The 23902-nt window shown below is 64.5% G+C and carries 20 protein-coding genes; 17 read left to right on the top strand and 3 right to left on the bottom strand.

The genetic code is table 11. From position 1 onward, the window contains the following. Positions 1–6 precede the first annotated feature (6 nt). Entirely contained in the window at positions 7–1044 is a 1038-nt protein-coding gene (locus AB5Y80_RS15360) for an ABC transporter ATP-binding protein (RefSeq protein ID WP_368173159.1), read from the top strand. Between the two features lie 94 nt (positions 1045–1138). After that, complete coding sequence (locus AB5Y80_RS15365) at positions 1139–2140, top strand: ABC transporter ATP-binding protein (protein ID WP_041212969.1); 1002 nt, start codon at positions 1139–1141, stop codon at positions 2138–2140. Positions 2141–2769: 629 nt separating this feature from the next. Here AB5Y80_RS15365 and AB5Y80_RS15370 read toward each other — a convergent pair. Further along, a complete protein-coding gene (locus AB5Y80_RS15370) occupies positions 2770–4221 on the bottom strand; it encodes an aminoacyl-histidine dipeptidase (RefSeq protein ID WP_201894393.1) in 1452 nt (483 codons plus the stop codon). A 926-nt stretch (positions 4222–5147) separates the two neighbouring features. Here AB5Y80_RS15370 and gpt point away from each other — a divergent pair. The 6 genes from gpt (at position 5148) to AB5Y80_RS15400 (ending at position 10843) form a co-directional block, all read left to right on the top strand. Continuing rightward, positions 5148–5615: a xanthine phosphoribosyltransferase gene (gene gpt, locus AB5Y80_RS15375; RefSeq protein ID WP_039040347.1), complete on the top strand. Its 468-nt coding sequence runs from the start codon at positions 5148–5150 to the stop codon at positions 5613–5615. A 174-nt stretch (positions 5616–5789) separates the two neighbouring features. Then, positions 5790–7058, top strand: coding sequence for an esterase FrsA (gene frsA, locus AB5Y80_RS15380; protein WP_041215706.1), 1269 nt, complete (start codon positions 5790–5792; stop codon positions 7056–7058). Between the two features lie 62 nt (positions 7059–7120). Continuing rightward, entirely contained in the window at positions 7121–7513 is a 393-nt protein-coding gene (gene crl, locus AB5Y80_RS15385; RefSeq protein WP_039040346.1) for a sigma factor-binding protein Crl, read from the top strand. 145 nt (positions 7514–7658) lie between these two features. Beyond that, positions 7659–8762, top strand: coding sequence for a glutamate 5-kinase (gene proB / locus AB5Y80_RS15390; RefSeq protein WP_048207022.1), 1104 nt, complete (start codon positions 7659–7661; stop codon positions 8760–8762). 32 nt (positions 8763–8794) lie between these two features. Further along, entirely contained in the window at positions 8795–10051 is a 1257-nt protein-coding gene (locus tag AB5Y80_RS15395) for a glutamate-5-semialdehyde dehydrogenase (RefSeq protein WP_262512438.1), read from the top strand. Positions 10052–10207: 156 nt separating this feature from the next. Next, positions 10208–10843: a murein L,D-transpeptidase catalytic domain family protein gene (locus AB5Y80_RS15400; protein WP_042016892.1), complete on the top strand. Its 636-nt coding sequence runs from the start codon at positions 10208–10210 to the stop codon at positions 10841–10843. Positions 10844–10935: 92 nt separating this feature from the next. Here the strand turns inward: AB5Y80_RS15400 and AB5Y80_RS15405 are convergent, their stop codons facing one another. Continuing rightward, positions 10936–11367, bottom strand: coding sequence for a universal stress protein (locus tag AB5Y80_RS15405; protein WP_010675457.1), 432 nt, complete (start codon positions 11365–11367; stop codon positions 10936–10938). 194 nt (positions 11368–11561) lie between these two features. On the opposite strand from AB5Y80_RS15405, the gene AB5Y80_RS15410 reads away from it, so the two are divergent. Continuing rightward, positions 11562–12305 (top strand): hypothetical protein, encoded by a 744-nt coding sequence (locus AB5Y80_RS15410; RefSeq protein WP_042865053.1) that lies wholly within the window; start codon positions 11562–11564, stop codon positions 12303–12305. A gap of 42 nt (positions 12306–12347) precedes the next feature. On the opposite strand, the gene AB5Y80_RS15415 is transcribed toward AB5Y80_RS15410, so the two are convergent. Continuing rightward, positions 12348–12851 (bottom strand): RNA methyltransferase, encoded by a 504-nt coding sequence (locus tag AB5Y80_RS15415; protein WP_202015300.1) that lies wholly within the window; start codon positions 12849–12851, stop codon positions 12348–12350. 286 nt (positions 12852–13137) lie between these two features. Between AB5Y80_RS15415 and AB5Y80_RS15420 the strand changes: the two genes are divergently transcribed. The 8 genes from AB5Y80_RS15420 to nirD all read left to right on the top strand — a co-directional run bounded on the left by AB5Y80_RS15420 (position 13138) and on the right by nirD (position 23796). Next, a complete protein-coding gene (locus tag AB5Y80_RS15420) occupies positions 13138–15762 on the top strand; it encodes a molybdopterin-dependent oxidoreductase (protein ID WP_368173160.1) in 2625 nt (874 codons plus the stop codon). Positions 15763–15790: 28 nt separating this feature from the next. Beyond that, entirely contained in the window at positions 15791–16549 is a 759-nt protein-coding gene (cobA, locus tag AB5Y80_RS15425) for a uroporphyrinogen-III C-methyltransferase (RefSeq protein ID WP_368173161.1), read from the top strand. A 125-nt stretch (positions 16550–16674) separates the two neighbouring features. Continuing rightward, positions 16675–17259 carry an ANTAR domain-containing response regulator gene (locus AB5Y80_RS15430; RefSeq protein WP_010675452.1) on the top strand — a complete coding sequence of 195 codons (585 nt, stop codon included), beginning with the start codon at positions 16675–16677 and terminating at the stop codon, positions 17257–17259. Positions 17260–17603: 344 nt separating this feature from the next. Further along, the gene (locus tag AB5Y80_RS15435) at positions 17604–18959 is read left to right on the top strand and encodes a CmpA/NrtA family ABC transporter substrate-binding protein (protein WP_042014417.1); all 1356 of its coding nucleotides are present in this window, start codon (positions 17604–17606) and stop codon (positions 18957–18959) included. Positions 18960–18973: 14 nt separating this feature from the next. Next, positions 18974–19933 (top strand): ABC transporter permease, encoded by a 960-nt coding sequence (locus AB5Y80_RS15440; protein ID WP_201900655.1) that lies wholly within the window; start codon positions 18974–18976, stop codon positions 19931–19933. A 31-nt stretch (positions 19934–19964) separates the two neighbouring features. Further along, complete coding sequence (locus AB5Y80_RS15445; RefSeq protein ID WP_010675449.1) at positions 19965–20786, top strand: ABC transporter ATP-binding protein; 822 nt, start codon at positions 19965–19967, stop codon at positions 20784–20786. Positions 20787–20812: 26 nt separating this feature from the next. Further along, complete coding sequence (nirB, locus tag AB5Y80_RS15450; protein ID WP_368173162.1) at positions 20813–23395, top strand: nitrite reductase large subunit NirB; 2583 nt, start codon at positions 20813–20815, stop codon at positions 23393–23395. A 47-nt stretch (positions 23396–23442) separates the two neighbouring features. After that, complete coding sequence (gene nirD / locus AB5Y80_RS15455; RefSeq protein WP_048208634.1) at positions 23443–23796, top strand: nitrite reductase small subunit NirD; 354 nt, start codon at positions 23443–23445, stop codon at positions 23794–23796. Positions 23797–23902 lie beyond the last annotated feature (106 nt).

Raw genomic sequence — 23902 nt, forward strand, 5'->3', positions numbered from 1 at the left:
GCAGTCATGCCCAACACACAGGCCGCCGCCCCCGGCACCAGAGATCATGAGGGGCAGTCTCTGTCCCCCATCCTCGAGGTGCGGGATCTCGAGGTGGAGTTCGCCGTCGACGACGGCAAGATCAAGGTGCTCGACGGGGTCAGCTTCCAGGTCGCCCCGGGCAAAACCCTGGGGATAGTCGGCGAGTCCGGCTGCGGCAAGAGCGTCACCTCGCTGGCCATCATGGGGTTGCTGCCAAGGCCCCACGGTCAGGTGGTGGCGGGCTCCATCCGCTTTCAGGGGGAGGAGCTGCTCAATCTGCCGCCGGAGCAGATGTACAAGGTGCGTGGCAACCGTATCTCCATGATCTTTCAGGAGCCCATGACGGCCCTCAACCCGGTGCAGACGGTCGGCGATCAGCTGATGGAGGTGTTTCGCCTCCACCGCCCCGATTACAGCAAGGCCCAGCGCCGTGACGCCGCCATCGCCATGTTGCAGAAGGTGGGGATCCCCGAGCCTGCCCAGCGTTTCGCAGCTTATCCCCACAATCTTTCCGGCGGCATGCGTCAGCGGGTGATGATCGCCATGGCGCTGGCCTGCGAACCGGCCCTGCTCATCTGCGACGAGCCGACCACGGCGCTAGATGTGACCATCCAGGCCCAGATCCTGGATCTGATGAAGGAGCTGCAAGCCCAGACCGGCATGGCCATCATCTTCATCACCCACGATCTCGGGGTGGTGGCGGAGCTGTGCGACGAGGTGGTGGTGATGTATGCCGGGCGAGCGGTGGAGCGGGCCGATATCTATGAACTGTTTGACCACCCGCACCATCCCTATACTCATGGTCTGATGGCCTCGATCCCGCGTCTGGAAGATGTGCCAAAGAGCCTGCTCAAGACCATCAAGGGTCAGGTGCCCGCCCTGCACGAGATGCCGGCGGGGTGCCGTTTCTCAAACCGCTGCCCCCATGCCACGCCCCTTTGCGTGGAGACCATACCGGTGACCGAGCAGTTGAGCGAACGTCACGGGGTGGCCTGCCACCACTGGAAGGAGGTGAGCCTATGAACGGCCTGGTGTGGGGACGGGGTGTCGCAGGGCAGCCAGGCGGCGGGAAGGCGATCAGGTCGTCTGCTGCCATGAATCGTCGGGGATGGAAGTCATGACCAGCTTGTTGTCGGTAAGCAATTTAAAGCAGCATTTCAAGATGGGTGGAGGTTTCTTGCGCAAGCAATACACCGTCTACGCGGTGGATGGCATCAGCTTTGATCTCAGGCAGGGGGAGACCCTTGGCCTGGTGGGAGAGTCGGGATGCGGCAAGTCCACCCTGGGGCGTTCGTTGCTCAAGCTGTTCGAGCCGAGCGCCGGCTCCATCACCTTCGAGGGGCGTGACATCACCCACCTCTCGCCCAAGGAGATGCGATCCCTGCGTCAGGAGATGCAGATCGTGTTCCAGGATCCCGCAGAATCCCTCAACAGCCGCCACACGGTGGGGCAGATCCTGGAGGAGCCTTTCATCATCCACGGCAAGGGCAACGCCGAACAGCGCCGGACATGGGTGCAGGAGCTGCTGGAGAAAGTCGGTTTGCCCGGCAGCGCGGTGGATCGCTATCCCCATGAGTTCTCTGGTGGCCAGCGCCAGCGCATCGGCATCGCCCGCGCCATCGCCCTCAAGCCCAAGCTGCTGGTGTGTGACGAGGCGGTGTCGGCGCTCGACGTGTCGGTGCAGTCCCAGATCGTGAACCTGCTGCTCAATCTGCAGCGGGAGATGAACCTCGCCATCATCTTCATCGCCCATGACCTGTCGGTGGTCAAGCACATCTCGGACAGGATTGCGGTGATGTATCTGGGCCGGATCGTCGAGCTGGCCGAGGCCCAGGCACTCTACCTGGCACCACGCCATCCCTATACCCAGGCGCTCATCTCCGCCATTCCGGTGCCGGATCCACGGCGGCGCAGCCAGCGCATCCTGCTGACGGGGGATGTGCCGTCCCCCATCTCGCCGCCGAGTGGCTGCCACTTTCACCAGCGCTGCCCCCATGCAACGGATCTGTGCCGCACCCGCTCGCCCGCCCTTGAGGCGTGCGGCGGGCAGGGGCATCAGGTGGCCTGCCATTTCCCCTTGCCCGTGCAGGAGGCGGTGCCACTGGGAAAGGCGATATGATGCCGGCGCCCGCCACGTCGCAACAGGCATCGCTGCAAGGTGGCACCGAGGAGGCGCAATAGAGGCGGAAACGGAATAAAAAAATGGGGCCTGCGGGCCCCATCTTCATGGTTGGAGTTCAGGTTTGGCCGTGGAAATTCTGGCCCGGGCAGGACAGCGCCCCGATGGGGGTGGCTGCTGTGTGGATTGCTGAGTTGTTTTGTAGTTTTATTACGTTGCTAATTTCAACTTCCGGACAGGCGATATCAGGCGCCATAACGGAAGTAGTAATTGCGGGTTGCAGGCGCATAAGTGTCTTTCTCTTCAGCACCTTTCTTGCTGGTTGCACCCTTCAGGTGGAACAGCACTGCCAGATTCTCGAACATAAGATGACCTCGTTTCTCTGTGGTTCATGGGTTGTGTGACCTTGGTCACGTTCTGATCCTAGGGGTATATGTGAGCTGGATCAACTTTTTGTGTTGTAAATTTACATAAATCATGGAAAGGGTTTTCAAATGCAGACCTGTTCATGGATACGGTTTCAAGCCAGGGCCGCGCGTGGAATCGGGGATATGAGAGAGGTGGCCGAGGAGGGAGCACAAAAAAGATGCCCCGCACTGGGCGGGGCATCGGTATGGTCGTGAGCTGGCTTACTTGGCCGGGATATGTTCCAGCACGTGAACCAGCAGTTGCCAGAAACGCTCGACCGCCGGGATGTGTACTTTCTCCCCCGGTGCGTGGGCGCCACGGATGGTCGGGCCGAAGGAGACCATGTCCCAGTCCGGGTAGGCGCTCTTGAACAGACCGCACTCGAGGCCTGCATGGATCACCATGACGTTCGGCATCTCGCCAAACAGGGTCTGGTAGCTGTTGCGTACCAGCGCCATTACTGGGGAGTCCACGTTCGGTGCCCAGCCCGGGTAGGCGCCGGTGAACTCGCAGCTGGCGCCGGCCAGGGTGAACAGGGAGCGGGTCATCTGCTCGATGTTCTCGCGACCGGAATCGATGAGGGAGCGGATCAGGCACTGCACATAGACTTCCCCCTCGAGTGTCTTGATGACACCCAGGTTGGTGGAGGTCTCGGTCACGCCCGGGATGGCGTCGCTCATGCGCATCACCCCGTTCGGGCAGGCCATCAGGGCATCCAGCAGGCGGCTTTGCAGGGACTCGCTCATGAGCTGGGCCGGTTTCTCCCGGGCGGTGAGCAGCACGGTGAGGTTGGCCTCGGTGGCGGCCAGCTCGCTTTGATAGATGCCGGCGTAGCGGTCCACCAGGGCCTTGAAGTCAGCCACGCTGGCGGCGGGCACCAGCAGGCTGGCACGGGCCTCGCGGGGGATGGCGTTGCGCAGGGTGCCGCCGCTGAGATCGCCAAGGCGCACCCCCAGCGGTTCGGCGGCTTTGAGCAGACGGACCAGCAGCTTGTTGGCGTTGCCGCGGCCGCGATGGATGTCGACCCCGGAGTGGCCGCCGCGCAGGCCCTTGACCTGCAGCTCGAAACCTTCACCCTCGGTGGCAGCGACCCGCTCCAGGGGGAAGCGGATATTGGCATCGACCCCGCCGGCGCAGCCCATGTAGACCTCGCCATCCTCTTCGGAGTCGGTATTGAGCAGGATCTCGCCCTCCAGCCAGCCCGCTTCCAGACCGAAGGCGCCGGTCATGCCGGTCTCTTCGTCGGTGGTCAGCAGCACTTCCAGCGGGCCGTGCTTGATGGTCTTGTCGGCCAGCACGGCCAGGCAGCCCGCCATGCCCATGCCGTTGTCGGCACCCAGGGTGGTACCGCGGGCAGTGACCCATTCACCGTCGATGTAGGCATCGATGGGATCGGTGGTGAAGTCGTGCTGGGTGTCGGCGTTGGCCTGGGGCACCATGTCGATGTGGGCTTGCAGCACCACGGCCTTGCGGTTTTCCATCCCCGGTGTGGCCGGTTTCTTGATGATGATGTTGCCGACGGCATCTTGCTTGACCGCCAGGCCTTCTCCCTGGGCCCACGCCACGATCCAGGCGCTCAGCTGGGCTTCGTGCTTGGAGGGGTGAGGGATGGAGCAGATCTGCTCGAAGAATTGCCAAATCAACTTGGGAGACAGAGAACTGAGCTGTGCCACGTCGGGACTCCTTACCAGCATGGAAAATGTCGGGCCCCACTCTGCGGGCCGGGGAAGAGGATAACGATAATACAGTCAATCACGCAAAAATGTGAGCGATCAGCGCAAATGACGCTCTGCTTGTGCTGGGAAAGGGAGCATGGATGGCGAACTTCACTGCCTGCCTTATTCGTGTCAGCACAACATCAATTTTGTGATATCAGTCACAAAAATATTGTCTTTTGGGCGCCGGGTGGTAAATTAGCCGCCGTGGCCAGCCCACTTGTCAGGATGACAATCAATGCCTCCAGGGAACCGAAGCAAAGCAAGTGCGCCTCCATGGAACCGAGTGTCAGTTCAAGGATGTGAACCCGCATTAAGGTACGTAACTTGTTAAGCAATCAGGAGTTTATGATGTCAGGCAGCAATTCAACCTATTGGTTTGCCCAATCTCTCTATACCCAGGGTTTCAACTACCCGAATCCCTACGCCACCCGCCGTTAAGGCTCGCAGGCGTCACAGGTAACAGCAGCAGGTGTGTGAGGAACCTCTCCTCCCCCTGCTATTTTTTTGCCCGAATGTCATGGAATGTGTGTCAAACGGCTAACCTGTCGGTGTCGCCGGAGCCCTCCCAAAAGGGCGACAGAGCGGAAGATGGCGGACATTTCCTGTTTTTCGCATACGTTTGCCGCTCAATTTATCCATAAAGAGTGCTATCATACCGGCCCAACAGCCGGCCCGAGATCGGGAGTCCACCCGACATGGCCGCCAGCTACACCCCATCCCTGTTCGCATTGCATCCGTTTTTGCCGCCGAGGCGTCAGCCCCGAGGCCGAAAAAGTGCAAGCAAAATTCGGGAAACGGGGTGCCAGAATTGACCTGAACCCGTCTCTTTGCCGGGTTTCGCCTCATAAGTGATTGCTTTATAACTCGTTGAGATCGATAGCATGCCAAAAAAGTTCTATGTATCGTGGGATAACCTGCAACGCGAAGCGCGCCGTCTGGCCCGTCGTCAACTGCCTGTCAGCCAGTGGAAAGGGATCATCGCCGTCAGCCGCGGTGGTCTGGTGCCTGCGGCCCTGATGGCCCGCGAACTTGGCATTCGCAATGTCGAAACCCTCTGCATCTCCAGCTATGACCACGACAACCAGCGCGAGCTGGTGGTGGTGAAGGCTGCCACCACCGCAGGTGACGGCGAAGGCTGGCTGGTGGTGGACGATCTGGTGGACACCGGCGGCACCGCCAAGGCGATCCGCGAGCTCTACCCCAGAGCCAAGTTCATCACTATCTTCGCCAAGCCCATGGGCGAACCCCTTGTGGATGACTTCGAAGTCGCTATTCCGCAGGATACCTGGATTGAACAGCCCTGGGACATGGCGCTGGAGTTCGCCAAGCCGATCTGCGACGAAGCGTAATCGCCCCACCGGTCGCTACCAGTGACTCCCCGGCATTTGGGAGCGGATTGATCCGTCGTGATGCAAGGTTGACCACATTGAGCCCCTTTTGGGGCTCAATGCGTTTCTGGTGTGGCTGCTCGATGTGAAAAGTGGTTAAGATGGGACATTGTTTGAGACAGAAGAGCCACTATTTTGGAACCAAACGACGATACCAATCTGACGGAAAAGCTGTTTACCCGGGTCAAAAAGGTATTGGAAACTTCCGAAGTCTCCAACTCGAGCCCCGTCGACGAGCAAGACAGCGCACTGTCTGACAGCTTCATCGATGGCGCCCTGTCGCCCCGCTGGTATCGCCTGCTGCGCAGACCGACCTGGGCCTGGCAGGGGGCCGATCCCGTCGAGGTGGAGCAGACCCTGGCGCACATCGCCATGGGGCAGGGGGAGCGCAGTCACGAACGCTATCTGGACACCATCAAGGGCTATGTGCCCGGCAACTGGGTCTATGAGTGGAGCCAGCTCGCCGGCCATTATTTCAATACGGGGCGGACGCTGCTGGGGGAAGGGGATCGCGCCGCGGCGCTGAAGAGCCTGCTCAAGGCAGTGCGCTATTACTCCATCGCAAGCTACCCCCACCTCAAGCACGACGAGCTGGCGGATCAGGCCCAGTTGCTTGGCAACATGGCCTATCGCGAGGCCGGACGCCTGTTCAAGGTGCCCCTCAAGGAGTTGCAGGTCCCGTTTCGGGGCAAGACCATCCAGGGCTACCTGCATCTGCCCACCACCGAGAAACCTGTGCCCCTGGTCATCGTCAGCGGTGGCATCGATTCGCTTCAGGTGGACTTCCTCAACTTCTATTTCAAGTGTCTCGAGCCCCACGGCATCGGGATGCTCTCCCTGGACATGCCGGGCACCGGCTATGCCGAGCACTGGCCCCTGGTGCAGGACACCAGCCGCCTGCACCAGGCGGTGCTCAACTACCTCTCGGAGGTGGCCTGGGTCGATCACCAGCGCATCGCCATGGTAGGGTTCCGCCTCGCCGGCAATGTGGCGGCCCGTCTCGCCTTCGTCGAGCCGTTCAAGCTTAGGACCGTGGTCTGCATCGGTGCCGGCATCAACCAGGTGTTCACCAATCAGGAGATGTTCGCCCGCTGCCCGCGTATGATGCGCGACGGGCTGGCGAACCGGCTGGGGGCGGACGCGGCCCAGTGGGATCTGCTGCGCACCAAGTGTCAGGTCTTCTCCCTCAAGACCCAGGGATTGCTGGGGAGTCGCACTTCCGTGCCGATATTGAGTATCGGGCACAAGAAAGATTTTATTTGTCCCGAGCAGGATGTCCGGGCATTGGCCGCTGCGAGTCGCAACGGCAAGGCGGTGGTGTTTGACAAGCAGCCACTGCTCGAGGTCTATGACGAGGCACTGAAAGAGACGGTAGATTGGCTCAAAAAGCACTTATGTACATGATATAAAACTAAAAATGTAACATCACCATGTGATGGTATGGCTTGTTCAACAGGGAGGTTAGCATGTCAGAAAGAGTGACTTACAAGCGATTGCTGCGGCAGTTCGCGGCCATTGGCCCCTATTTGCGTGAAGACCTGTGCGAGGAGGGCCGATACCGCTTTGACTGCCTGTCCGTCTGCGTCAGCGCCAAGCCTGCTCCGGACAAGCGGGAGTTCTGGGGCTGGTGGCTGGTGCTGGAGCAGGCGGATCACAGCTTCAGCTACCACTATCAGACGGGGTTCTACAACGCGGACGGGGAGTGGATCGACAAGGCGCTGCCCAAGAAGCATCAGGCGGAAGTGGAACGCACCCTGCAACATTTCTACAAGCTCATCAGCGGCAAGCTGACCCAGCTGGAGTGCACCCTATCCCCCGCGAAGCAGGTGACTGCCGAACTGAGCGTGACGGCAGCCTGATCCCCAAGCCCCGCATCTTCCCGGTGCGGGGTACCCCGATGCTTTGTCACCGAGCCCGCAACTGCCTGGCGAGGCTTAATTGCCTTGCAGGGCAGGGGGGCCGTGGGTATAAAGGGATTCCTTACTTTTCTAACCCTTCGTTCCCATGGAAAACAGAACCATAGTCGTCAAACTGGGCACCAGCGTGCTCACCGGGGGATCTGCCCGCCTCAACCGTGCCCACATGGTCGAGCTGGTCAGACAATGTGCCGCCTTGCATCGACACGGGCACCGTGTCGTGCTGGTCACGTCGGGGGCCATCGCCGCCGGTCGTGAGCATCTGGGCCACCCTCCGCTGGCGCCTACCCTGCCGAACAAACAGATGCTGGCGGCGGTGGGTCAGACCCAGCTCATCCGGGTATGGCAGGACCTGTTCAACCTCTACGGGCTGCACATCGGCCAGATGCTGCTGACCCGCGCCGACCTGGAAGACAGGGAGCGCTACCTCAATGCCCGCGACACCCTGCGCACTCTGCTTGATCACCGCATCATCCCCGTCATCAACGAGAACGACGCCGTGGCCACCGCCGAGATCAAGGTGGGGGACAACGACAACCTCTCTGCCCGTGCCGCCATCCTGGCGGATGCGGACTTGCTGGTCCTGCTCACGGATCAGAAGGGGCTCTTCACCGCCGACCCGCGCACCAACCCGGATGCCCAGCTCATCGAAGAGGTGCAGACCATAGACGACACCCTGCGCTCCCTTGCCGGTGACAGCGTGAGCGGTCTTGGCACCGGTGGCATGGCTACCAAGTTGCAGGCGGCCGACGTGGCGCGCCGGGCCGGGGTGGACGTGGTGATCGCCACCGGCCAGATCCCGGAAGTGATCGGCCGACTCGCCGCCGGGGAGCGGGTGGGGACCCTGTTCCCGGCCCTGGCATCCCCCCTGGAAGGGCGCAAGAGCTGGATCCTGGCAGGGCCCCCCCCTCACGGCGAAGTGCAGGTGGATCAGGGGGCCGTGGCCGCCATGCAGGAGAAGGGCTCCAGCCTGCTGCCCAAGGGCATCGTCGCGGTGAAGGGAGATTTCGTGCGTGGCGACGTGGTGCGTATCCTGGATCCCAAGGGGAGCGAGCTGGCTCGCGGCATTTGCCGTTACGACCATCTGGAGCTGGATCGGCTGCGCGGTGTCCACTCGGATCAGATTGAACAGGTATTGGGTTACGGCTATGGGGCCGTGGCCATCCACCGTGATGACATGGTGCTGCTCTGAACAGGGCGGCACCGCATGAACAAAAGGGAACTGTGATGAGTCTGGAGAAAATGGGGCAGGCGGCCCGTGAAGCCGCCTATCAACTGGCCACCGTCAGCACGGCACAGAAGAACCGGGCGCTGGCGGCCATCGCCGATGAACTGGAAGCACGCAGTGCCCAGATCCTGGCGGCCAACGAGAAAGACATCGCCGCCGGGCGCGAGGCGGGGCTCACGGAAGCCATGCTGGATCGCCTGCTGCTCAACCCGGCGCGCCTTGCCGGCATAGTGGCGGATGTGCGCAAGGTGATCACCCTGGACGATCCGGTCGGGGCCGAAATCGACAGCCGGGTGCTGGAGAATGGCCTGCGCCTCTCCCGTCGCCGGGTGCCCATCGGTGTCATCGGCGTCATCTACGAGGCGCGCCCCAATGTCACCATCGACATCGCCAGCCTCTGCCTCAAGACCGGCAACGCCAGCATTCTGCGCGGCGGTCGCGAGACCTTCCACTCCAACCTGGAGTTGGTGCGGGTGATCCAGCATGCCCTGGCGGCGTCCGGTCTGCCCGAGGCGGCGGTGCAGTACATCGACAACCCGGACAGGGCGCTGGTGGCCGAGTTGCTGCGCCTTGACCGTTACGTGGACATGATCATCCCCCGCGGCGGTGCGGGTCTTCACAAGATGTGCAAGGAGAACAGCTCCATCCCCGTCATCATCGGCGGGTTCGGTATCAGCCATATCTTCGTGGACGAGAGCGCCGATCTGGCGCGTTCCCTGGCGGTCATCGAGAACGCCAAGGTGCAGCGCCCCTCCGCCTGCAACGCCCTCGATACCCTGCTGGTACACGAGAAGGTGGCGGCTACCTTGCTGCCGCAACTGGTGGCTCTGATGAACGAGCGCAAGGTGACTCTGGTGGGGGCGCCCAACGCCATGGCGCTGCTGGCTGGCAGCGACAACCTGTGCGACGCGGGGCCGGAAGATTTCGACACCGAGTGGCTGGGGCTGACCCTGGGGGTCAAGGTGGTGGCGGACGTCAACGAGGCGCTCGCCCATATGCGCGAGCACAACGCCGGCCACTCCGATGCCATCCTGACCAACTCCCTCGCCAATGCCGAGCGTTTCGTCAACGGGGCCGGTTCGGCGGCGGTCTATGTCAACGCCTCCACCCGCTTCACCGACGGTGGCCAGTTTGGCCTCGGGGCCGAGGTGGCGGTCTCGACCCAGATGCTTCACGCCCGTGGCCCCATGGGGCTGACCGAACTCACCAGCTACAAGTGGGTGGGGCAGGCGGATTATCTCAGCCGTGCCTGATCCAGGCACGCTCAGCAAGCAGGACAATGCCGACTCAGGTCGGCATTTTTGTGCTTTTTTATTGCTCGCAATCAATGGCTTGCATATAACTATCCAGCAGGATGCGGTGTCACCCGGGGCATCAGGCCACCGACAGCAAGGGGAGCAACTTCAAGGATGAAGGGACAGGATAGGAGTGCGTGGTGGGGCAGCCTCTGGCTGAGCCTGCCACTGCTGCTGGGGGCGCTCTGTTTCAGCGGCGCCAGCCACGCCAGCTGGGACCAGGATCTCTATCGTCAGCTCGGGCTGGCCGGCAAGCTCGACAGCCGCGTGTTTCGCAAGGCCCTGGACGGTTACCAGAGCGTGCGCCACAAGCGAAAACCCATTCTCACCATCATCGACTACAGCAAGCCCTCGACCATGCGCCGGCTGTTCGTCATCGATGTCAAGCGCCACAAGCTGCTCTACCACACCTGGGTCAGCCACGGCCGCAATTCGGGGGAGCTGGCCGCCCGCCAGTTCTCCAATCAGATGAATTCCCGGCAAAGTTCCCTCGGGGTCTACCGCACCGCCGAGACCTATCAGGGCAAGCACGGTTACTCCCTGCGTCTCGACGGCCTCAGTCCCGGCAAGAACAGCAATGCCCGCAAGCGCGCCATCGTGGTGCACGGGGCGGACTACGCCAGCCCCAGGCATCTGCAGAAGTTTGACAAGCTGGGGCGCAGCTGGGGATGCCCGGCCCTGCCAAGGGAGCAGTCCAGGGCCATCATCGACACCATCAAGGGAGGGAGCGTCATCTATGCCCATGGCTGAGAGCCTGCCCGCGAGTGTGCTGCGATGAGCATCCCATGGCAATCAACAGCAAAAAGGCCAGCATATGCTGGCCTTGGCGCATCAGGTGGGGATTATTTGCGGACCACCAGCACAGGGCAGGGGGCGTGGCGCACCACGGATTCCGCCACGCTGCCCACCAGCAGGTGGCTGATACCGGAGCGGCCATGGCTGCCCATGACCACGAGATCCACCTTGTCTTCCTTCGCCTGGAGGACGATTTCATCGGCGGCGCGGCCAAAACGAACCTCGAACTTGGCCGGAATCGGCAGGCAGGCGACCAGTTCCTTGAGCTGACTCTTGGCCTGGCGTTCCATCTCGTGGGTGATCTCGATGGCCGTCATGTGCAGGATCTTGTAGCTGTCGAAGCCGTGCAGCTGATCCACCACGTGGACCAGTTTGAGCTCGGCCTGGTGGGTGTTGGCCATGAAGACGGCGTAGTCGAGTACCGCTCTGGACATCTCGGAGAAATCGACGGGGCAGAGCAGGGATTTGATGGTTGGCATGAGAATCTCCCCTCAGGTTGGGCTACTAATGAATCTTGTTTGCCATGATACGCTGTGGGGCGACAATAACCCTCGACCCGCTCGCAAAATGGGGAAAATGTCGGCCGGGACTCTGTTTTTCTATGCTATCTGTATGCCTGAACGGGCCGTCCGGCGGTGAGCATCTGCCGAGTGCCATATCACTGAGGATATTCATGGTTCGTCTTTTTCTGTTCTGTTGCCTGCTGATCACCTCGTTCGTGCGGGCAGACACCATACACGTCTATTGCGACGACTGGCCCGGCTTCTGTCACCGGGACGGCAAGGGGGTCTATCTGGATGTGGTTCGAGCCATCTATGAACCCCTGGGGCACGAGGTGAAGCTTCACATGGTGCCTTACAAACGGGCACTGGCGGTGGTGTCGCAAAAGGAGGGGGACATGGCGATGGGGGTCTATCGGGGAGAGGTGCCCGGGGTCCATCAGCCCGACTACCCTGACTCGGCTGACTACGTGAGCGTGGTGATGCAAAAGCGCTGGCTGCCGCACTGGGCAGGGGAGCACAGCCTCAAGGAGCAGGAGGTGCTCTGGCTGAGGGGGTGGGCCTTTGACAAGTTCATCCCGGAGCCGATGCGCTGGTTCGAGATAGACAGCCACGAGATGGCGCTGCAATTGCTGATCAAGGGGCGTTACCGCTACTACCTGACCGACGGCGCCCTCTACCCCGAAGGCTCCCTTCCCCCCGAGCTGGTACAGGTATTCCTGCGCTGGATCCCGACCTACCCCATCTTCGCCGATACCCCGAAGGGCAGGCAGTTGCACGGGCTCTGGGATCCCGGCATGCGTACCCTGATAAGGCAGGGCAAGCTGGCGGAGATCTATCGGCAGAACAAGCTCTACGACTACTACCAGGACTTTCTCAGGGAGCAGGTGGTGCGGGCGAACAAGCCACAGCCCTAGCTGTCGGGCCTGATGCCGTCATCGGGCCCCGCTTGTCCTGCCTCAGCCTTTGGCTCTGAGCGTCTTGGCCAACCGGTCATAGAGGATGACGTTGACCGAGGCGGCCAGGTTCATGCAACCCTGAGTTGGCACATAGATGACCTCCTTCACCGCCGCGAAGCGGGCGGGTTCCAGGGTGCCATCCTCCGGGCCGAAGATGTAGAAGGCTCTCTCGGGGTGCACGTAATCCGGCAGGGGCGTGGCACCCTCGATCAGATCCACCAGCACTGGGGTGCAGCCCTCGGGCACGAAGTCCAGCAGCTCCTCGACCCCGAGCAGGGGGATCTTCTCCACCATCTGCTTGGTGTCGGTGACAAAACGCCGTGCCAGCTCGAAGCGCTGCCCCGTGTAGTAGACCTCGTCCGCCCCGTAGCAGCCGGCGGCCCGCATCACGGCGCCCACGTTTTCCGGGGATTTGGGATTGACCAGCCCGATGGCGCAATAGTCCCCTCTCTCCCGGGCATCTGCCCGGTGCTGCCCGGTGGCGCCTTCATCTGACACTTTCATCTCTCTCTCTCCTGTGTGGCGGCGCATTATACCCCCGGTGGGCCCCTTGCCCAGCGTGCGGGGCGGATTCCCGCAAGGCGGGCCCAACAAGGGGGCGGCTGCACCGTGGCGGCGCAGCCCGACACCCTGATTCGTAATGGCGGCGCCCCTTGCATCCTGGCGCGGGGTTTGCAGTCACTTCCCCATACAAGACGATGAGGCATCCGGACAAAGGCGTCCGTCCCCGCAGGGGGGCGGACGCTTTTTTTATGGGCCCCTCGTCAGACACATGACAAGGAGCAAGGGAATGAAGACCACCTGTGCCTATTGCGGAGTGGGGTGCGGCATCCGGCTGAGCCGGGAGGGTGACAACTGGCAGTTGCAGGGGGATGAGCAGCATCCGGCCAACGGCGGCGCCCTGTGCGTCAAGGGGGCCAGCCTGCTGGAGAGCCTGGCCTTTCCCGACCGCCTGCTCTATCCGCGCTGGATGGGGCAGCGCATCGGCTGGGAAGAGGCCCTGGACACCCTGGCTGCGCGTTTTGCCGCCATCCTGGCCGAGTCCGGGCCGGGTGCCATCGGCATCTATCTGTCGGGCCAGCTCACCACCGAGGATTACTACGTCGCCAACAAGCTGATGAAGGGGTATCTGGGCAGTGCCAACGTGGACACCAACTCCCGGCTCTGCATGTCGTCGGCGGTGGTGGCCCACCAGCGCGCCTTCGGGGAGGATCTGGTGCCCGCCTGTTACGAGGATCTCGAGCTCGCCGATCTGGTGGTGCTCACCGGTGCCAACACCGCCTGGACCCATCCCGTGCTGTTTCGCCGCCTGCAGCAGGCCAGGGCGCGGCGCCCCGAGCTCAGGCTGGTGGTGCTGGATCCCCGCCGCACCATGACGGCGGAGCAGGGGGATCTGCATCTGGCGCTCAAACCCGGCAGCGACGTGACGCTCTGGAACGGCCTGTGCCGCTACCTGCTCGATGTCGATGGCTGGGACAAGGCTTATGTGGCGCAGCACGTGAGCGGTTTCGAGGAACTTGCGGGCGCGCTGGACGACCCCGCCTGGCAACTGGACGAGGTGGCCCGCAGCTGCGGCCTCTCCCGCAGCGATCTGCTCGGGTTTTACCAACTGTTCGCCCGCACCCCCAAGACCGTCACCCTGTTCTGCCAGGGGATCAACCAGTCCAACCAGGGGGTGGACAAGGCCAACGCCATCATCAACGCCCACCTGATGTGCGGTCGCATCGGCAAGCCGGGGGCGGCTCCCTTCTCCATGACGGGGCAACCCAACGCCATGGGAGGACGTGAGGTGGGAGGGCTCGCGACCCAGCTCGCCGCCCACATGGGCTTTGGCGAGGCCGAGTGCGATCGGGTACAGCGCTTCTGGGGAAGCCCGACCATGGTGCGCGGGCCGGGGCACAAGGCCGTCGAGCTGTTCGAGGCGGTGCACCGGGGGGAGATCCGCGCGCTCTGGGTGCTCGGCACCAACCCGGCGGTCTCCCTGCCGGACGGCAACCGGGTGCGCGAGGCCCTGAGCCGCTGCGAGCTGCTGGTGGTCTCCGAGGTGACCGCCAACACCGACACGGCGCGCCTCGCCCACCTGCTGTTGCCTGCCGCCGCCTGGGGGGAGAAGAGCGGCACCGTCACCAACTCCGAGCGCACCATCAGCCGCCAGCGCGCCTTCCTGCCTCTGCCGGGGGAGGCCAGGCCCGACTGGTGGGCCCTGACCCGGTTCGCCCGTCGGCTCGGCTTTGGCGAGGGGTTCGCCTATGAGCACGAGCACGAGATCTTCTGCGAGCATGCCGCCCTCTCCGGCTTTGAGAACGACGGATCCCGCCAGTTCGACATCTCCGGGCTGGCGGGTCTCACCCGTGCCGAATTCGAGGCCCTTTCTCCCCTGCGCTGGCCTGTCAACGCCGACTGGCCCCGTGGGCGGGATCGCCTGTTCGAGGATGGGCGCTTTGCCACCCCGGATGGCCGGGCCCGCCTGCTGCCCCTGGCCCAGCGCTTCCCCGAGCAGCCAGCAACGCCCCCGCTTGCAGGGGCTGTCTCCCTGCTCCTCAACAGTGGCCGCCTGCGGGATCAGTGGCACACCATGACCCGCACCGGCCACGTGCCCCGGTTGCAGGAGGCCGAGCCCTGGCCCAGGGTGCGAATGGGGGCCGCCAGCCTGCTGGCGCTTGGCGTGAAGGAGGGGGATATGGTGCGCCTTTGCAACGGGCTCGGGGAGGCGCTGCTGCTGGTGGGGCTGGATGAGGGGCTCAGGGAGGGGGAGGCCTTCCTGCCCATGCACTGGACCGACAGCCAGTGCAGCCAGGGGGCGGTCAACCGCCTCATCGCCCCCGTGGTGGATCCCCTTTCCGGCCAGCCCATGTTCAAACAGGGGCGGGTGCAGGCCAGGGCGCAGCTCACCCGCTGGCAAGGGCTCTGGTGTGGCCGGGGTGAGTGGCGCGAGCCGGTGGACTGGTGGGCCAGGCGTCCCCTGCCCGAGGGGAACTGCACTCTGCTGGCCTCCTGGTCAGAGAGCACAGAGCGCCTGTGGCAACGGCTGGGGGCCGAGGGGCACTGGCTCAGGCTGCCCATGAAGGAGGGGTGGCTGGCCGTGGCCCTGGCAGGGGATCGCATCGAGGGCATCTTGCTGGTGGGGGTGCGGCGCCCGGACATCAAGGTCGACCTGCTGGCCAGTCTGCTCGGCACGCCGCTCCAGGCGGGGGCCCTGAGCCAGACCCTGAGCCAGGCCCTGGCCGGGGAGAGCCGGCTGGTCTGCTCCTGCCTGCGGGTCTCGGAGCAGCGCATCGTCGATGCCATCACCCGGCAGGGGGTGAGCGAGCTGGCGGGGCTGCAGGCCCTGCTCGGCTGTGGCAGCAACTGCGGCACCTGTCTGCCCGAAATCGACAAGCTGTTGATCAAACATGTTTTCCTGGCATCCGCTTAGTGCTGTGCCAGGACACAAGGAGCCTGAGATGAGCCAAATCAGTCTGGTGGGAGCGGGCCCCGGGCCCCTCGAATTGTTGACCCTGCGCGCCCTGCACCGTCTGGAGGCGGCAGAGGTCGTGGTCTATGACCGCCTGGTGGGGAGCGAGATCCTGGCCCGCATTCCCCACGGTGCGGCCCGCTTCGACGTGGGCAAGCGCTGCGGTGAGCCGAGCCCGACCCAGGAGGAGATCAACGCCCTGCTGCTGTCCCTGGCCCGCATGGGCAAGCGGGTGGTGCGCCTCAAGGGAGGGGATCCCCTGGTGTTCGGGCGCGGCGGCGAGGAGGCGCTGCACCTGGCCCGGCACGGCATCGAGGCCGAGCTGGTGCCGGGGATCACGGCGGCCCTGGGGTGCGCCGCCAGCAGCTTCATTCCCCTGACCCACAGGGGGCTGGCCCGCTCTCTGACCCTGGTGACGGGGCACCTGATGGACGAGCGCGACTATCAGGGCTGGCAGGGGCTGACCCGGGCGGGCCACACCCTGGTGTTCTACATGGGGCTGGAGCGGGCGGCCCGCATTCGGGAAGGGATGTTGAGGGCGGGGGCCCCGGGCGCGCTGCCGGTGGCCCTGGTGGTGGCTGGCTGCAGCCCCCGCCAGCAGGTGCACGAGGCCACGCTCGATGGCCTGGAGCAGGCCGCCCGTGCCCTGCTGGGCCAGAGCCCGGTGCTGATCATCATGGGGGAGGTGGTGCGGCTGCGCGCCGAGCTGCAGGGGCTGCTGACGGAGGCCCTGGAACGGGTCGCCTGAGGGGCGATTTTCCCTCTACCCCCACTACCTCCTGATAGATAAAAAGGAGGTAGATTCAAAGAGTTGGCCTTCATGTTGCGGTATTTTCGCCAGACAGAACGCGATCGTCGCCGGCAAGGAGCGCCATGACCACTTTTTCCACCCGGGGCCAGGACGGCCCCGCTTCCCGGCTGTTGATCCACGCCGATGACCCGGGCCAGGCGAACCGCCTGGCCCTGCTGGTCAGTCACTACGGCCATCAGCCCGGGATCCTCGATACCCGCCAGTTGCTGACGCCGACGCAGAGGGGGGATGCCCTGCTCGTCAGTTGCCGCCAGTTCAGCGCCGAGGTACGCCTTGGCCTCTCCCTTTGGCCCGACATGCCGCGCCTCTTGTTCTGCGAGCGGCTGGGGGGTGATACCCAGCTCGCCCTATTGCAGCAGGGGGTGTTGCTGGTGCCCCACCCTTGCGGCGAGCGTGAGCCGGTGGAGCAGTGGCTGCGCCTGGCCCGCAGTCAGCTCGCCATGGTGCAGGCCCTGATGCAGACCGAGAGCGAGCTGCGCCAGAAGCTGGAGGATAGGCGGCTCATCGAGCAGGCCAAGGGACGCCTGATGCGCCATCAGGGGCTGGACGAGGACGAGGCCTATCGCCTGATGCGCAGCACCGCCATGAGCCGTCACCTGAGCCTGGGGGAGCTGGCGCGGCAACTGCTGCAGGCTTTGCCCGCCTGAGCGCTCCCGTGGCCAACCGTTTTGGTGCAACTGCGCCTAATTGAGGCAAATTTGAGGGAGGATCAGGGCACCACAGGCCGCAAAGGGCCGCCTGATGCACCCTGGACGAGCTGGCACGGAAAGTGAATAACAAAAACACGATAGCAATGAAGTCACGATGCGCAGTGAGGGGCCGGTCAGGCCACTCACCCGCAACAGGGCAAAGAAGCCCCGCCGATCCCGGATCGGCGGGGCTTTTTTTTGGTCGCGACGCACCTTGGGTCGCAGCGCTGCAACGAGGTAGCACTGCGATTCCAGGCAGCCTGGCGCCATGGCCCTGACCCGGAACCGAGGGAGGAGATGCAATGAACGGACGACAAGGATGTGCGGGACTGCTGCTGGCGGCGTTGTCGCTGCCGGTGCTGGCACTGGGAGCCCCGGAGCAGGAGGAGCTCAGGCTCGGCTTCATCAAGCTGACCGACATGGCGCCGCTGGCGGTGGCCTACGAGCGGGGCTATTTCGAGGATGAGGGACTCTACGTCACCCTCGAAGCCCAGGCGAACTGGAAGATCCTGCTGGATCGGGTGATAGACGGCGAGCTGGACGGTGCCCAGATGCTGGCGGGCCAGCCCCTGGCGGCCCACATCGGCATCGGCACCCAGGCCGAACTGGTGACGGCGTTTGCCATGGATCTCAACGGCAACGCCATCACGGTGGCCAACAGCGTCTGGGCCGCCATGGCGCCCCAGTTGCCCAGGCCGCAGGCGGGCCAGGTGCCGCCCCCGGTGAGCGCCGCCGCCCTCAAGCCCGTGGTGGCGGAGTATCGCCAGGGGGGTAAGCCCTTCAACATGGGGATGGTCTTCCCCGTCTCCCCCCACAACTACGAGCTGAGGTACTGGCTGGCGGCAGGTGGTCTGCACCCCGGTTTCTATGCACCCCGACTCGGCGACAACTCGGGCCAGCGCCAGGCGGACGTGCTGCTGTCGGTGACGCCGCCCCCCCAGATGCCCGCCACCCTGGAGGCGGGCACCATCGCCGGCTACAGCGTGGGGGAGCCCTGGAACCAGCAGGCGGTCGCCAGGGGCATAGGGGTGCCCGTCATCACGGATAACGAGATCTGGCGCAACAACCCGGAGAAGGTGTTCGGCGTCACCCGGCAGTGGGCCGAGCGTCACCCCAACACCCATGTGCGGCTGGTGAAGGCGCTGCTGCGGGCGGCCTGGTGGCTGGATGCAGACGACAACGGCAACCGGCGCGCGGCGGCCAAGCTGCTGGCCAAACCCGAGTACGTGGGGGCGGACGAGCAGGTGATCGCGAACTCCATGACGGGCACCTTCGAGTACGCCAGGGGGGACAAGCGCCAGGTGCCGGATTTCAACGTCTTCTTCCGCCACCACGCCACCTATCCCTACTACTCCGACGCCATCTGGTACCTGACCCAGATGCGGCGCTGGGGCCAGATCCCCGAGGCCAGGCCGGACGCCTGGTTCGAGCAGGTGGCCAAGGCCGTCTATCAACCGGACGTCTATCGCCAGGCCGCCGAGGCGCTGATCGCCGAGGGCAAGCTCAAGGCCAGTGACTTCCCCGACTTTGCCAGCGAGCAGGGCTATCGCGGCCCCCAGGATGGCTTCATCGACGGCCTCATCTACGACGGCCGCCACCCCAACGCCTACCTGCAACAGTTCGCCATCGGCCTCAAGGGCGATGAGCGGGTGCAATGAGCAAGGAGATCCCGATGAAACGACACACATGGCCCCTCATCCATTTAAAAGCCATCAACTGGAAAATCATGGTGCAGCCCCTGCTCGGCGTGCTGCTCTTCCTCGGCCTCTGGCAGTGGGGGGCGAGCCAGGTGCAGACCAGTCTGGGCACCCTGCCGGGGCCGCTCGCCACCGCCAGCCAGCTCTGGTCCCTCGGGCAGGAGCATCTGCAGGAGCGGGAGAAGGCGGCGGCCTTCCTCGAACGCCAGCAGGTGCGCAATGCGGCAAGGCTGGCGGCGGATCCGGCGGCCGAGGTGAAGCTGCGTCCCTACACAGGACGTCCCACCTTCTTCGATCAGATAGCCACCAGCCTGCTCACCGTGCTGTGCGGCTTCGCGCTGGCGACTCTGATCGCCATTCCGTGCGGGGTGCTGCTCGGCATGAATCAGGGGCTCTATCGCGCAGCCAACCCGGTGATCCAGCTGCTCAAGCCGGTGTCGCCGCTGGCCTGGCTGCCCCTCATCACCCTGGTGGTGAGCGCTCTGTATGCAAACCCCACCCCCTGGCTTGCCAAGTCCTTCCTCACCTCGGCCCTGACGGTGACCCTCTGCTCCCTCTGGCCGACCCTGATCAACACGGCGGTGGGGGTGGCGGGGCTGGATGGGGATCTGCACAACGTCAGCCGGGTGCTGCGCCTCTCCTTTGTGACCCATGTGCGGCGCATCGTGCTGCCCGGGGCCCTGCCCATGATCTTCACCGGGCTGCGGCTCTCACTGGGGGTGGCCTGGATGGTGCTGATCGCGGCGGAGATGCTGGCCCAGAACCCGGGGCTCGGCAAGTTCGTGTGGGACGAGTTCCAGAGCGGCGGCTCTGCGTCTCTGGCCCGCATCATGGTGGCGGTGATCACCATAGGCCTCATCGGCTGCGCCCTGGACAGGGGCATGCTGGCCCTGCAGCAGTGGTTGTCCTGGGACAAGCGCCAGGTGCTGCGTTAATCACATTTCTATTCAGGCAGGAGAAGAGCCAATGAAGAGTTATCTGGAGATAAGCGACGTCGGCATCTCGTTCGAGACGGAGCAGGGCAGCTTCGAGGCCTTGAGCCGGGTCAACCTGCGCATCGAGAAGGGGGAGTTCGTCTCCCTCATCGGTCACTCGGGCTGCGGCAAGAGCACCGTCCTCAACCTGGTGGCCGGGCTGCTGGAGCCGACCCTGGGGGGCATCATTCTCGATGGTCGCGAGGTGGCGGGCCCGGGGCCCGAGCGCGCCATGGTGTTCCAGAACCACGCCCTGCTGCCCTGGCTCAGCGTCCAGCAGAACGTGGCGCTGGCGGTGGCCCAGGTGGAGTCTGACAAGCGGGCGGTGGCGGAGCGGGTGGACTACTACCTCTCCCTGGTGCAGATGGATCACGCCAGCCAGAAGATGCCCCACGAGCTGTCGGGGGGGATGAAGCAGCGGGTCGGCATCGCCCGCGCCCTCTCGCTCTCCCCCAAGGTGCTGCTGATGGACGAACCGTTCGGCGCCCTCGATGCCCTGACCCGGGCCCATCTGCAGGATGCTCTGATGGCGATCCAGGCGGAGCTTGGCAACACCGTCATCATGATCACCCACGACGTGGACGAGGCGGTGCTGCTCTCCGATCGCATCGTCATGATGACCAATGGCCCCAGCGCCACGGTCGGTGAGATCCTGACCGTCGACCTGCCAAGGCCCAGAGACAGGGTCGCCCTGGCGGACGATCCCCACTACCACAAGCTGCGCCAGCAGGTGCTGCGCTTCCTCTACGAGAAGCAACGCAAGGTGACCCCCCTCAAGGCAGCCGGGCAGGTGCGCAGCAAGCTGCGCGCCTGAGCCCGCCGGATTCAAGGAAGAGAGACATGACAGACAAAGAGCAACAGTGGGTGGCAGAGGACGGCATGGACCTGCTCGGTCGCCAGAACAGTGGTTCCGCCGACACGGCCGACAAGCAACGGCTGCTGGTGGTGGGTAACGGCATGGTGGGTCATCACTTCGTCGAACAGCTGGTGGCGGCCGGTGGCCTGAGCCGGTTCGAGGTGACGGTATTTGGCGCCGAGCCGGACCCCGCCTACGACAGGGTGCACCTCTCCGAGGTATTCGGCGGCAAGGCGCCCCAGGCCCTGCGCATGGCGGATCCCGCCTGGTATGAAGAGCACGGCATAACGCTGCGACTGGGGGCCGAGGTGGAGGTGCTCGACCGGGCGGCCCGCACCCTGACGCTGGCCAACGGCGAGCAGTTCCCTTACGACCGTCTGGTGCTGGCGACCGGCTCGGTCCCCTTCGTGCCCCCCATCCCCGGTCATCAGCGGGAGGGCTGCTTCGTCTATCGCACCCTGGGAGATCTCGCCGCCATCCGCGATGCCTGCGCCCAGGCCCGCAGCGGCGTGGTCATCGGTGGCGGCCTGCTGGGGCTGGAGGCGGCCAACGCCCTGCGCCTGCTCGGCCTCAAGACCCAGGTGGTGGAGTTCGCCCCCAGGCTGATGCCGGTACAGCTCGACGAGAGCGGCGGCGCCGTGCTGCGGGACAAGATCCAGGCCCTCGGGGTCGAGGTGCTGGTGGAGAAAGCCACCGAGTGCATCGAGCAGGGGGAGCAGGCCCGTCATCGCCTGCGCTTCAAGGACGGCACTCACATTGAGACCGACGTGCTGCTGTTCTCCGCCGGTATTCGACCCGCCGACACCCTGGCCCGGCAATCCGGGCTGGAGGTCGGGGAGCGCGGCGGCATCTGCATCGACGACGGCTGCCACAGTTCGGATCCCGCCATCCTCGCCATCGGCGAGTGCGCGCTCTGGCAGGGGCGCATCTTCGGCCTGGTGGCTCCCGGCTACCAGATGGCCCGGGCCGCAGTGGCCAGTCTGTGCGGCGGCGAGACCCGCTTTATCGGGGCCGACATGTCCACCAAGCTCAAGCTGATGGGGGTGGACGTGGGCTCCATCGGCGATGCCCACGCCAACACCGCCGGCGCCCAGGAGTTGCTGCTGCTGGACAGGGTCAACGGCATCTACAAGAAGCTGGTGACCGACGGCGAGGGCAATCGCCTGCTCGGCGCCATCCTGGTGGGGGACGGGGCCGATTATGAGCGGCTGCTGCAGTACTACCAGAACGGGGTGGCGCTGCCCCAGCCGCCGCTCTCCCTGCTGGTGGGGGAGGTCGGGGCCGCCCCCGCGCCCCTGGTGCTGCCGGACAGCGCCATCCTCTGCTCCTGCCACAACGTCAGCAAGGGGGACGTGGTGGCCGCCGTTCGGGCGGGCAATCACGAGCTGTCGGCGGTGAAGAGCTGCACCAAGGCCGGCACGGGTTGCGGCGGTTGCAGCAACCTGCTCAAGCAAGTGGTGGATCAGACCCTGGCGGATCTTGGCGTCGAGGCGGACAAGGGGTTGTGCGAGCACTTCGCCTACGGCCGTCAAGAGCTCTATCACCTGGCCCGGGTCGGCGAGCTGAAGAGCTTCGAGGCGCTGCGGGACAAGCATGGCCAGGGGCTGGGGTGCGACATCTGCAAGCCGACGGTGGCCTCCATCCTGGCGTCCCTCTGGAACGAGCACGTGCTGGAGAAGCCCCACCGCGCGTTGCAGGATACCAACGACGCCTTCCTTGCGAACCTGCAAAAGGACGGCACCTATTCGGTGGTGCCGCGCATCCCGGGGGGGGAGATCACCCCGGAGGGGCTCATCACCATCGGCGAAGTGGCGCGCAAGTACGGCCTCTACACCAAGATCACGGGCGGCCAGCGCATCGACCTGTTCGGTGCCCGGGTCGACCAGCTGCCCGCCATCTGGGGCGAGCTGGTGGCAGCGGGCTTCGAGACCGGTCAGGCCTACGGCAAGTCGGTGCGCACCGTGAAGTCCTGTGTGGGCTCCACCTGGTGTCGCTACGGGGTGCAGGACTCCATGACCCTGACCCAGACCCTGGAGCACCGCTACAAGGGGCTGCGGGCGCCACACAAGCTGAAGTTTGCGGTCTCAGGCTGCACCCGGGAGTGCGCCGAGGCCCAGAGCAAGGACATCGGCGTCATCGCCACCGAGCGGGGCTGGAACCTCTATGTGTGTGGCAACGGCGGCATGCGGCCGCGCCACGCCGACCTCTTTGCCACGGATCTCGACGAGCAGACCCTGATCCGCTACATCGACCGGCTGCTGATGTTCTACGTGCGCACCGGGGACAGACTGCAACGTACCTCGGTCTGGATGGAGAACATGGAAGGGGGGCTCGACTACCTAAAGTCGGTGATCATCGAGGACAGGCTCGGCATCGGTGCCGAGCTGGAGGCCATGATGGAGGGGATAGTCGGCACCTGGCAGTGCGAGTGGAAGAGCACATTGGCGGATCCGGACAAGCTCAAGTTGTTCGAGGCCTTCGTCAACCGGCCCGAGGACGAGACGCCGCCGCGCCGTGAGGAGCGGGGGCAATGGGTGCCGGATATCGCTGTCAAGGAGGTGGTATGAGCGGGGGCAACGGGTTGCACGCCCGCCATCAGTATCAAGGAGGTGGTATGAAGGATGACAAGGACGATGCACAGCTCTGCGGGCAGTGGCACCGGGTATGCGAGCTGGCGGCGCTGCCGGAGCAGGCCGGGCGCAGCGCCTGGCTGGAGGGGCGGGTACTGGCGCTGTTTCGCCTCGGGGAGCATGTCTATGCCCTGGACGGGGTGGACCCCCTGGCCGGTGTCGCAGTGCTGGGGCGTGGTCTGGTGGGGGATGCGGGGGGGGAACCCGTGGTGGCCTCGCCGCTGTACAAGCAGCGCTACGCCCTGATGGACGGTCGCTGTCTGGACGATCCTGCCCTGAGCGTCGCCTGCTGGCCGGTGCGGCTGGAGGGGAGCGAGGTCTGGGTACAGCTGGGGTGAGTGGCCCATCTGAAAACCATGTTGTGATCGCCGGGCACTGCCCGGTGATTTTTTGTGCGCGACCCGACATTTCTTGTACGAGAGGATGGCGGGAAAACGTTTTTCG

This window comes from Aeromonas sp. R2-1 (assembly GCF_040908425.1).
GTDB classification, from domain to species: domain Bacteria; phylum Pseudomonadota; class Gammaproteobacteria; order Enterobacterales; family Aeromonadaceae; genus Aeromonas; species Aeromonas caviae.